Here is an 11497-nt window from a genome sequence, read left to right on the forward strand (position 1 = left end):
AAGGCAAAGCGAAGCACCGGTCAACCTGGTGAAATATCCAGATTGCTCCCGGTCGGCCTCCTGTTGTGAAACGTCAGAACATCAGGAGGGACGGATATGTTGCGGATACTCACCAAAGACATGCTCGATACCGATCGACGTGCTTTCGATGAAATGTTTCGGGCTCGCGCCGCCGTTTTTCGCGATCGGCTGGGATGGCAGGTCGATGTCCGGGACCAATGGGAGAGGGACCGATACGACGAGGCCGAAGATCCCGTATATCTTGTCACGCAACGACCTTCCGGCACACTGACGGGTTCGTTGCGCCTGCTACCGACGACGGGAGCGACGATGCTCAAAAGCGAGTTCCGGCATTTCTTCGATCAGCCTATCGACGTCGATAGCCCAACGACTTGGGAATGTACCCGCTTTTGCGTTCACCCGCTTGCCGGGCACATGGAGCAATCGCGCACGGTCGCCACGGAGCTGCTCTCAGGGCTTTGCGACCTTGCGCTCGACACCGGTATCGAAAGCATCGTCGGCGTCTATGATGGCGCCATGGTCGGAGTGTATCGCAGGATCGGCTGGAGGCCGACGCCGCTTGCCCGATCCCTGCCCGAGATCGGCAAGCTGTATGTCGGCCTATGGGATGTGACGGCGGACAATTGCCGGGCACTTCGGGCCAACCTGTCCCGACTGGAGCGAGCTTCGCCCAATCGTTTCAGAACCTTTGCCGATGACGGCATGCGGTAGGGCCCGCCCAGCAGTGGCATATGCTCCCGCTAAGCCTTAACCTATTTTTCACCGCACCCATGGTTGTATTAGAATAAGCTGTTCTCCGATCCCGTGAAATGTTACCGGTACGGGTAGTCAATGAAACGCACAACCACGAGTCCATCTCATGCTGAGCAGTTCTCGTTTTTTCTATTGTCTGGATCGGATCTCCGCAGCGCCGACATTGCGGGATCTGGAAACGACGCTGGACGAAGTCCGCCACATCTATGCGATATCGCACATGGTTTTGCATGTGATCCGCTCCTCGGGGGCGGCGGCCAGCAATCCGTTGCTGATGCTGACCTACCCGCCCGAGTGGGTGAAACAATATCTTGACCGGGACTACTTCAGCATCGATCCCGTCGTCCGTCTCGGCCGGCGCGGCTTCCTGCCCGTGGAATGGTCGGCGTCAAAATGGGATTCGGGCCGGGCTTATGGCTTCTTCAAGGAGGCCATGGCCTTCGGTATCGGCCGGCAGGGCGTGACTCTGCCGGTGCGGGGACCTCAAGGGGAGCGGTCGCTGTTTACGGTCACGTCCAATCACCCCGACGCCTACTGGCGGCATTTCCGCATGGACAGCATGCGCGACCTCCAGTTTCTCGCCCACCATCTCCACGACAGGGCCATGGTTCTGTCGGGCCTGAGAAAAACGGCGGATTTTCCGCAATTGTCGCGCCGCGAACTGCAATGTCTTGAAATGACGGCCAGCGGCCTGATGGCAAAGCAGATCTGCGCCCGTCTGTCCATTTCGGTGAGCGCGGTGCAACTCTATCTCGCCTCGGCACGCCGGAAGCTGACCGTCGCCACGACGAGTGAAGCGGTCGCCAAGGCTACGGCGCTCGAATTGATCTAGAGCCTGACGAAAACCTGCTCCGGCAGAATGCTTCAATCTAACCCGGAAAGGCTCTAAGCGTGGGGATCGCGGTTCAGCGCCTGCCCCTCGTGCGTGTCGCAAGAACATTGCGAATCGAGAAGCTGGAATGAATCCTGAGGACACCCGGCAAGGTCGACAGTATCTCCTTGTGAATCCGCTCGAACTCGCCGGCATTCGCGACCTCCACGCGCAACAGATAGTCCGAACCGCCCGTCATCAGAAAACATTCCCGGATCTCTGGATGCCGGCGAACCGCCGCTTCGAGGCGGTCGAGATAATCCTCTGTTTGTCGTTCCAGGGTGATGTTGATGATCACGGCGATCATCTCATCCGCATTGCCAGTGTCGATCAGCGCCGTATAGCCGCGGATCACGCCTGATTTTTCCATGATTTTGATGCGCCTGAGACAGGCCGATGGAGAGAGACCGATCTCCGCGGCGAGCTTGGCATTGCTCATGCGGGCATCGAGGCGCAGCAATCTCAGGATATTGCGATCGATCGCGTCAAGAGCGGGCATGAGATATCGTTCCAAATATTCGTTGATTATGCGGCTAATAAGCAAATCACACAATAATCAACTACTAAATGATAGGCAATTTCGCTCATTATTTCATAAACTCCTTGAAATCGACAAGGGGTGGACATGGATAGCGATATTTTGGTTTCCCGCACACGCACCGTTACTCCAGCGCAGGGAGCCGCGGGCTATCTGACGATCGATCTTGCCGCCCTCGGCCGCAACTATCGCAAGCTGGTATCGATGCTGTCACCGGTCCGCGCGGGCGCCGTCGTCAAGGCAGACGCCTATGGCCTCGGCGCCGAGCGGGTCTCAAGAACGCTCTACAGGGAAGGTTGCAGGCATTTCTTCGTCGCCCAGTTCGTCGAGGCCCTGAGGCTCCGGCCGGCCCTTGCGCACGATGCCCAGATTTTCGTGCTGAACGGCTTGCAGCCCGGCAACGAGATCGCCTGCGCCGAGATGGGCATCGTTCCGGTTCTCAATTCGCTGGCGCAGTGGCGGCAATGGTCGGCGGCTGCACATATCCTGAATCGCTGCCTGCCCGCCGTCCTGCAGTTCGACACCGGCATGTCGCGGCTCGGCTTTCCCCAGGAAGAGCGAGCGGAGCTGGCGGCAGCCCTTCGGGACGGCGCCAATGTCGAAATCCTGTTCATCATGAGCCATCTGGCTTCGGCCGATGACATGGACAGCGAGCAGAACGGCGATCAATTTGCCGAGATGTCCCGCATCGCCGACGAATTTCCCGGCTTCGACATCTCCTTCGCCAATTCCGGCGGGGTTTTCCTGGGGGACGCCTATCACGGCGTGCTTGCCCGGCCCGGCATCGCGCTTTATGGCGGCGCTCCGAACGCCGGCGAGAAGAACCCGATGGAACCGGTCGTCAGCCTCGATGTCGCCGTCGTGCAGACGCGCATCGTGCCGGCGGGTGCCAAAGTCGGCTATGGCGGCGCGCATGTCACGCAGCGGGAAACGCGTCTCGCCACCATTGCCGCCGGCTATGCCGATGGTCTGCCGCGGTGCCTGGGCGACCGCGGCGCGGTCTATTTCAACGGCGCACGCCTGCCGATCGTCGGCCGTGTGTCGATGGACAGCGCGACCGTCGACATCACAGCACTGCCCGAAGGCGCGCTGACCTTCGGCAGCCTTGTCGAAGTGCTTGGCCGCCATCAGACGCTCGAGGACATCGCCGGCGACGCCGGCACCATTTCTTACGAAATCCTAACCGGCCTGGGCGATCGTTATCACAGGCAATATCGCTGAGAGCCGGCGGCTCCATCATTGGGAACATCATGAAGGTCATCGTTCTAGGAGCCGGCATCGTCGGCGTCACATCCGCTTATCAACTGGCCAAATCAGGCCATAACGTCACGGTCGTCGACCGGCAGTCGGGTCCGGCGCTGGAGACGAGCTTTGCCAATGCCGGCGAAGTCTCCTTCGGCTATTGCTCGCCATGGGCGGCGCCCGGCATTCCCATGAAGGCCATGAAGTGGCTGTTCATGAAGCACGCGCCGCTCATCCTGCGCCCGAAATTGGACATGGCCATGCTTGCCTGGATGGCGAGGATGCTGTCGAACTGTACCTCCGAGCGCTATGCGATCAATAAGAGCCGCATGCTGCGCCTTGCCGATTACAGCCGCATCGCGCTGGCCGACCTTCGCGCCGAGACCGGCATCGCCTATGACGAACGCATGCAGGGAACCCTGCAGCTGTTCCGCACGCAGCAACAGCTCGAGGCTTCGGCAAAGGATGTGAAGGCACTGGCTGCCGACGGCATTCCCTATGAGGTGCTGGACCGGGACGGCTGTGTCCGCTTCGAACCGGCGCTCAGGCACGTGCGCGACAAGATCGTCGGGGGTCTGCTGACGCCGAAGGACGAGACCGGCGACTGCTTCAAGTTCACCAATGCGCTGGCGGCCAAAGCCGCGGCGCTCGGTGTCCGTTTTGCTTACGGCACGACGATCAAGGCGCTGGATGTCGAGGCCGGCCGGGTGCGCGGGGTCATCACCGATCGTGAGCGGATGAGCGCGGAGGCGGTGGTGGTCGCGCTCGGCAGCTATTCGCCGCTGTTGCTCAAGCCGCTCGGCATCCGGCTGCCGGTCTATCCCGTCAAGGGCTATTCGCTCACCATCCCCATCACCGATGCGTCGCGCGCGCCGGAATCGACCATCATGGACGAGACCTACAAGATCGCGATCACCCGGCTCGGCGATCGCATTCGCGTCGGCGGCATGGCTGAAATCTCAGGCTATACCAACGACCTCGGCCTGGCCCGTCGCAGCACGCTGGAACACTCGGTCACCGATCTCTTCCCCGGCGGCGATATTTCCAAGGCTTCCTTCTGGTCCGGCCTGCGCCCGATGACGCCTGATGGCACGCCGGTCATCGGCGCGACAAAGGTCGCCGGCCTCTTCCTCAATACCGGCCACGGCACGCTCGGCTGGACGATGAGCGCCGGTTCGGCGCGGCTCATCGGCGATCTCGTCGGCGGCCGCCAGCCGGAAATCGATGCGAGGGATCTCGCAATCAGCCGCTACGGCTGAAAGCGCCCAGGGGGCAACACAAAAGAGGGATGAACATGATTGCACAAATCCAGTGTCGCTTGTGCGCCTCGTCTTTCGAGGTCCAGAATGTCCATTAGTTCTCAAGCATATAACAATGCCGGCCTCACCCGGCAGCTGGCAATGCAGAGCATGTCGTTTCGGGAGACGGCGCATAGCGGAACAGACCCGGACGCGCTTTCGGAAGTATTGTCGACGCCAAACTCCCCGATCAAAGTTGTGGCGGAAGGCAATATGCCCATAGCGTACCGCTGCAATTTCGTCTCCGTGGGAGACGAGGTGACCGTAGCCGACTGCACCTACGAAGGCACGATCCTGATCAGGCGGGAGGCGACCAGCGACAGGATGATCGTTTTTCTGCCGATGGAGGGAAACGCGTTCTTCGACGGCATGCGGGAGCAAATATACTCGGTCCCCGCGCGTGGTACGATCCTTGAGGCAGGTCGTGCCGCAGGCGCCCGCCTGTTTGGGCCTCGCCGTCATTTCGGCCTGTTCGTCGATCAGGCGAAGATCATCAGCCACCTCACGCAGATGTTCGAACGAACGATCAGCGGCGACATCGATTTTCATCCTCACATCGATCTGACGACCGGTCCGGGGCTTGTATTGCAGCAACTTGTCTCGAACCTCCATCGCGGGCTCAGCGGCAACGGACCGCTGCAACGGTCGCCGCTGGCCGCCGGCTCGCTCTGCGACGCCGCGATCTATCTGCTTCTGGAGGCCTGTCCCAATCGCTATTCGAACGAGCTTGCGCTCCCTGCACCGACACCGGCCCCACGCCATGTGAAGTGGGCGATCGACTTCATGCACGAACACATCGCCGAGCCGATTTCGCTCAACGACATCGCGATTGCAGCCAAGGTCAGCGTTCGGACTTTGCAACAGGGTTTCCGGCAGTTCAGGGATACGACCCCGATGGCCTACCTGCAGGAACTTCGGATGGTTGCCGCCCATCGCGATTTGCTCGAATCCGACGCCAGGCAGGGCATTGCGGACATCGCGCTGAGATGGGGCTTCACGCATCTGGGGCGATTTGCAGCCGAATACAGGAAGCGCTTCGGCCAGTTGCCGTCTCAGACCTTGAAGCGCTGAGCGCTCACCCGGTCTCACAGATCAGCCTGTGTGGAGCCGTCGACGAACAATCCCTGCGTGAAAGTTTGCTCCATGCGAGAGGCCGGCGTCGTTGAAGTCATAGGTCGGGTTATGGAGCGGCGGCGAGTGGACGCCATTGCCCAGGAATACGAAACAGCCCGGCACGCGCGCGAGGAACTGCGCGAAGTCTTCGGATCCAGTCATCGGCTTACTCGCGATGGCGACGTTCGAAACACCGTAGAGATCACGTGCCACGGTCAGGGCTTCCTCCGTCAAGACAGGGTCGTTCATGAGAGGCACGAATTCCCTGGTGTAGATCACATCGGCCTTGACGTTGTAGGTCATGGCCGTGCCCTCGGCGATCAGGCGCATCTGCTTCTCGATCGTCTCGCTGATCTCCGAACGGAAGCTGCGGGCATCGCCCAGAATGCGAGCGAGGCCGGGGAGCGCATTCCTCGTGCCGTCGGTGATCAGTTCCGTGACGGACACGACGCCGATATCGGCCGGATCCAGCCGCCTGGAGACGATGGTCTGCAGATTGGTCACGAGCGCACATGCCGCGACGAGCACCTCGTTGCCCCAGTGCGGCCTTGCGGCATGGCCGCCGATGCCCGTCAGCGTAATCTCGAAATTGTCCTCGGCCGACATGATCGCGTCAGGGCGCGTTTGGAAGCTGCCGACGCCGATCCCCGGCATGTTGTGGATGCCGTAGATCTCGTCGAAGGGAAATCTTTCGAAGAGCCCGTCGGCGATCATCGCCAGCGCCCCCTTGCCCCATTCTTCGGCCGGTTGGAAGATGAAGCGCACGGTGCCGTCGAAGCCGCCTTCACCAGCCAGGATCTTTGCGGCGCCGAGCAGCATCGTGGTGTGGCCGTCGTGACCGCAGGCATGCATGACGCCCGGGTTTTGAGATCGGTGCGGGACGGTCGTCTGTTCGCTGATCCTGAGTGCATCCATGTCGGCGCGCAGCGCGATGGCGCGGTTGCCGCTGCCGCGCTTCAGCGTTGCGACGACTCCTGTGCCGCCGACGCCCTCGACGATCTCGTCGAATCCGAATTCCCGCAGCTTTGCGGCGACGAAGGCGGAGGTCCGCTGCTCCTCGAAGCCGAATTCGGGGTACGTGTGAAGATTGTGTCTCCACGCCGTCATCTCTGCATGTAAAGCGTCCTTGTCGGTGGTCATGCCGGCAATCCTTCCGTGGCAAGCCGGCGAACGACATCGAGCAGGATGTTTGCGCCTGCGACGAGATCCTCGTCGTCGGTATATTCCTTCGGATTATGGCTGATACCGCCGATGCTTGGCACGAAGATCATCGCCGACGGGGCGATCCTGGCGATCATCTGCGCATCGTGGCCGGCACCGGAGGTCATCCGCCGGCAGGCGAGGCCCCGTTCCCGCGCCGCCTCTTCGATCAGCCTCACGATGTTCTGATCGAACTTGACTGGTTCGAACCGGGCAAGCCTCTCCACCGATACGCCGACCTGCTCCTCGGCCGATAGCCTGTCCAGGAGGGTCGCGAGCGCGGCTTCCTCTTCTCTCAACCGTTCTTCGTCCGGGTCACGGAGATCGACCGTGAACGTCGCCCGCGACGGGATCACGTTGATGACATCCGGTTCGAACCGCATGCAGCCGACGGTGGCGACCGTCGGCGTGTTCGATGCCTGCGCCCGGTCGCGCAGGAAGGTCACGACCCGTGCGGCCGCATGACCCGCGTCGCGGCGCATGGAGATCGGTGTCGTTCCCGCGTGATTGGCGTCTCCCGTGATAACAACTTTCTGCCAGGAGATGCCTTGCAGATGTTCCACGGCACCGAGGCGAATGCCCTCGCGCTCAAGCACCGGCCCTTGCTCGATGTGGAGTTCGATATAGGCATGCGGCCTAGGGAATCCTGGTTGATGCTCTCCGGCATAGCCGATCCGCTCGAGTTCGTCGCCGAGGATCGTTCCATCGGTGCCGATGGTGGCAAGCGCCGTATCGACATCCAGGCCGCCGGCATAGACCAGCGACCCCATCATATCGGGCGCGTAGCGCACGCCTTCCTCGTTGGTGAAGGCCGCGACGACAATCGGACGAGACGGCGTCAAGCCTTCTGCCCTCAGCGTTTCGATCACTTCAAGCCCGGAAAGCGTGCCGTAGCAGCCGTCGTAAATGCCGGCACCGATGACCGTGTCGATATGCGAGCCTAGCATGAGGGGTGCGTTGTCGGTCACGCTATCGGGCTTCCAGATGCCGAAGATATTGCCGATGCGATCGACGGCGACTTGAAGTCCCGCGCCCTCGATCCAGGCGACGAACCGGTCGCGGCCGAGTTTCTCCGTATCGGAGGCCGCCAGCCGGATCAGTCGGCCGTCGGCATCCTGGCCGATCTCGCCGAGCGTCCGGATCCGGCCGAGGAGACGCGCGGCATCGATCGATTGTCCGGTCATGTCAGGGCTCCTTCACGGTTCCTGGCGGCGACTGCTGCGGGCGACAGTCCGACGATCTCTTGATATTTGCCGGGATCGGTTGCGCCTTCCGTATTCACCACGAAGATACGGGAGCGGCCGTCGATCGAGAGCGCTGCCCTGAGCGCCGGGTCGGCGACGGCCTTGATGGCGCCTGCGAGGCCGACACCGCCGCTTTCGCCGGCAACGACGGCGGGGTCGCCGGAGACCGGGTTGGCAAGACGCTTCATGATGTCGGTCGCATCCGCCTCATCCACCGTCATGAAGGCGTCGGCGGCGCGGGCAAGAATCCGCCAGGCGACAAGGGAGGGTTCGTAGCATTCGAGCATCGCCATGACGGTCGGTTCGCCATGGGCGACCGTCACCGGACGCCCGGCCCGCGCCGTCTCGAACAGGCATGCCGCGCGGGCGGGATCGACGACCGTAAAGACGGGACGATTTTTGCCGAACTCGATGGCCAGATGGCCGGCGACCGCTGCGGCAATTCCCCCGACGCCGGACTGGATAAACACATGAGTCGGCGGTTCCTGCATCTGTCGGAGCGCTTCCCTGACGAGGGCGGTATAGCCTTGCATCACCAGACCGGGGATCCGCTCATAGCCCGGCCAGGACGTATCCGAAACGATGATCCAGCCGTTCGCCTCGGCCACGCGGGCCGCTTCGCGGACGGCGTCGTCATAGGTTCCCTCGACGCGGATCATCTCCGCGCCGAAGCGGGCGATGGCGGCGATGCGTTCGCCGCTGACGCCTGCGTGGACGAAGATTGCGGCGCGCGCACCGACCAACTGCGCACCCTGGGCAACCGAACGGCCATGATTGCCATCGGTCGCACAGGCGACCGTCATCGTCTGCGCAATGGCGCGAACCTCGGACGAATGCAGCTCCGCCATATCGACGACGCGGCCAAGCTGCTGCTCGGCCTGTTTGAGGACGAGGCGGATCACCGCATAGGCTCCCCCGAGCGCCTTGAAACTTCCAAGCCCGAGGCGGTGGCCTTCGTCCTTGACGTGGATTGCGGCGACGCCGATTTCGCTCGCCAATCCGGGCAAAGCCACGAGCGGCGTTACCGCATGGTCCTTCCGGAAAGCCAGGTGGCGTTCCACCTCCACGGCGGCGGAGGCGTCGAGCGTTTTCTCATCTCTCGGGTCAAGTGCCAGACGATAGTCTGCCGTGCTGTTCAAAAGAAACATCGCGCACCTTTATGTGGGTTTCGTTGAACTCTATTGCAGCGAACACGAAAAAGGCGCTGATATTTGGCCGTTCATTTGCAATTTTGTTTCATTGGAGCATCGGTTTGCGCAACCCCGTTCATCCGCCGCATCTCGACGATTTCGACCGGAAAATCCTCGCCATTCTTCAGCGGGACAATATGACCCCGCAGCGAACGATCGGCGATGCGGTGAACCTTTCCGCACCGGCCGTTCAGCGTCGGATCAAGCGAATGCGGGAGGAGGGCGTCATCCGGGCGGATGTCTCGGTCGTCGAGCCGGACGCGGTCGGACAATCCATCACGATCTTCGTCGAAGTGGAGGTCATCAGCGAAACCGCCGAGCAGATCGAGCAGGCAAAGCGTGAATTCACGGCCGCGGCCGAGATCCAGCAATGCTACTACGTCACCGGCGAAGCGGATTTCATCCTGGTCATCATCGTGCCGTCGATGGCCGACTACGAGGCTCTGACGCGCAGGCTCTTCTTCGGCAACAACAACGTCAAACGCTTCCGGACCTTCGTCGCAATGGATCGGGTCAAGGTCGGGCTTGGGGTGCCGGTGGGATAGCAGGATGCGGCGGCCCGTTTGCCGCCGCATCGGGAGAAGGTCATGCGGCGCGCTTCAACGCATCGCTGAGCGTCGAGACGATCGTGTCGATCTGAGCCTTCTCGATGATCAGCGGCGGCGAGAGGGCGATGATGTCGCCGGTCACGCGGATCAGCAGGCCCTTGTTGAAGCAGTCGACGAAGACGTCGTAGGCGCGGGTTCCTGGCGCCGCGGCTCTCGGCGCCAATTCCACCGCGCCGACCAGGCCGAGATTGCGGATGTCCACCACGTTGGGCGAGCCTCTCAGCGAATGGAGAGCTTCCTGCCAGTATTCGGCGAGCTCGGACGCGCGGGTCAGCAGGCCCTCTTCCTCGTAGATCTCGAGCGTCGCGAGCCCGGCTGCGCAGGCGACCGGATGGCCGGAATAGGTGTAGCCGTGGAAGAGTTCGATCGCATTATCAGGTCCTACCATCAGGCCGTCATAGACCTCGCGGCTGGCAAAGACCGCGCCCATCGGGATCGTGCCGTTGGTGATGCCCTTTGCCGTGGTGATCAGGTCGGGCGCGACGCCGAAATAGTCGGTCGCGAAAGGAGCGCCGAGACGCCCGAAGCCGGTGATGACCTCGTCGAAGATTAGTAGGATTCCGTGCTTGTCGGCAGTCGCGCGCAGCTTTTCCAGATAACCCTTCGCAGGCAGGACCACGCCCGCCGATCCCGACATCGGCTCGACGATGACGGCGGCGATGGTTTCGGCGCCGTGCAGTTGCACCAGCCGCTCGAGATCATCCGCCAGTTCGACGCCATGAGCGGGAAGGCCCTTCGAAAATGCGTTGCGCTCGATGTCGAGCGTATGGCGCATATGGTCGGCCGGTATTTGCGGGAAAACCCGGCGATTGTTGACCAGGCCGCCGACGGAAATGCCGCCGAAGCCGACGCCGTGATAGCCCTTTTCGCGCCCGATGATCCGCGTGCGGGTGCCCTGGCCGATGGCGCGCTGGTAGGCGATGGCGATCTTCAGCGCCGTATCGACCGATTCCGAACCCGAGCCGGTGAAGAACACCCTGTCGAGTTTGGCTTGCGGACCGCCCGGCGCATTCGCGGCCAATTTCGCGGCGAAGTCGAAGGCGATCGGATGCCCCATCTGAAAGGTCGGCGCATAGTCGAGCGTTGCAAGCTGCCGCTCGACCGCTTGCGCGATCTTCTTGCGGCCGTGGCCGGCATTGCAGCACCAGAGGCCGGCCGTGCCATCAAGCACCTGATGTCCATCAACGTCGGTGTAGTACATGCCCTCTGCGGCCGCGAGAAGCCGCGGCGTCGCCTTGAACTGCCGGTTGGCGGTGAACGGCATCCAGAAATTTTCGAGTACGGGCGCGTTCGTCTTGTTGAGCTGGTCCATCCTGGTCTCCTTGGAATGCGCCGAGAATGGCGATTTCTCCTTTTCAAACAAGTCCTTTTCTTTATCGTTGTAACCAATTGAAATATAAGGAATGAAAGGATATGTTT

The 11497-nt window shown here is 61.8% G+C and carries 11 protein-coding genes; 6 read left to right on the plus strand and 5 right to left on the minus strand.

The genetic code is table 11. The annotated features are described in order from the left end of the window. Positions 1 to 96: 96 nt before the first annotated feature. Entirely contained in the window at positions 97 to 732 is a 636-nt protein-coding gene (locus NE851_RS33480) for an acyl-homoserine-lactone synthase (protein ID WP_254962645.1), read from the plus strand. 148 nt (positions 733 to 880) lie between these two features. Further along, on the plus strand, positions 881 to 1606 hold the full coding sequence (locus NE851_RS33485) for a helix-turn-helix transcriptional regulator (protein WP_047616826.1): 726 nt from the start codon (positions 881 to 883) through the stop codon (positions 1604 to 1606). Between the two features lie 73 nt (positions 1607 to 1679). Here NE851_RS33485 and NE851_RS33490 read toward each other — a convergent pair whose 3' ends face one another. After that, complete coding sequence (locus NE851_RS33490) at positions 1680 to 2144, minus strand: Lrp/AsnC family transcriptional regulator (RefSeq protein ID WP_047616828.1); 465 nt, start codon at positions 2142 to 2144, stop codon at positions 1680 to 1682. Between the two features lie 126 nt (positions 2145 to 2270). On the opposite strand from NE851_RS33490, the gene alr reads away from it, so the two are divergent. The 3 genes from alr to NE851_RS33505 all read left to right on the plus strand — a co-directional run bounded on the left by alr (position 2271) and on the right by NE851_RS33505 (position 5794). After that, positions 2271 to 3404, plus strand: coding sequence for an alanine racemase (alr, locus tag NE851_RS33495; protein WP_254962651.1), 1134 nt, complete (start codon positions 2271 to 2273; stop codon positions 3402 to 3404). 29 nt (positions 3405 to 3433) lie between these two features. After that, a complete protein-coding gene (locus NE851_RS33500; protein WP_254962653.1) occupies positions 3434 to 4684 on the plus strand; it encodes a D-amino acid dehydrogenase in 1251 nt (416 codons plus the stop codon). An 87-nt stretch (positions 4685 to 4771) separates the two neighbouring features. Next, positions 4772 to 5794, plus strand: a complete 1023-nt coding sequence (locus NE851_RS33505; RefSeq protein ID WP_097543369.1) for a helix-turn-helix transcriptional regulator — start codon at positions 4772 to 4774, stop codon at positions 5792 to 5794. Positions 5795 to 5815: 21 nt separating this feature from the next. Here NE851_RS33505 and NE851_RS33510 read toward each other — a convergent pair whose 3' ends face one another. From NE851_RS33510 to NE851_RS33520, 3 genes are read right to left on the minus strand one after another with little or no spacing between them, the layout of a single operon-like run. Further along, positions 5816 to 6976: a M20 aminoacylase family protein gene (locus tag NE851_RS33510; RefSeq protein ID WP_097543370.1), complete on the minus strand. Its 1161-nt coding sequence runs from the start codon at positions 6974 to 6976 to the stop codon at positions 5816 to 5818. Next, positions 6973 to 8220 (minus strand): Zn-dependent hydrolase, encoded by a 1248-nt coding sequence (locus NE851_RS33515; RefSeq protein WP_097543371.1) that lies wholly within the window; start codon positions 8218 to 8220, stop codon positions 6973 to 6975. Before NE851_RS33515 ends, NE851_RS33510 begins: the two co-directional genes overlap by 4 nt. Further along, positions 8217 to 9428, minus strand: coding sequence for a diaminopropionate ammonia-lyase (locus NE851_RS33520; RefSeq protein ID WP_047616837.1), 1212 nt, complete (start codon positions 9426 to 9428; stop codon positions 8217 to 8219). The genes NE851_RS33515 and NE851_RS33520 overlap by 4 nt, the downstream gene beginning before the upstream one ends. Positions 9429 to 9607: 179 nt before the next feature. On the opposite strand from NE851_RS33520, the gene NE851_RS33525 reads away from it, so the two are divergent. After that, positions 9608 to 10015: an Lrp/AsnC family transcriptional regulator gene (locus NE851_RS33525; protein WP_244604823.1), complete on the plus strand. Its 408-nt coding sequence runs from the start codon at positions 9608 to 9610 to the stop codon at positions 10013 to 10015. A gap of 40 nt (positions 10016 to 10055) precedes the next feature. On the opposite strand, the gene aptA is transcribed toward NE851_RS33525, so the two are convergent. Beyond that, positions 10056 to 11390 (minus strand): omega-aminotransferase AptA, encoded by a 1335-nt coding sequence (gene aptA / locus NE851_RS33530; protein ID WP_097543373.1) that lies wholly within the window; start codon positions 11388 to 11390, stop codon positions 10056 to 10058. Positions 11391 to 11497 lie beyond the last annotated feature (107 nt).

This window comes from Rhizobium anhuiense bv. trifolii (genome assembly GCF_024346605.1).
GTDB lineage: Bacteria > Pseudomonadota > Alphaproteobacteria > Rhizobiales > Rhizobiaceae > Rhizobium > Rhizobium anhuiense.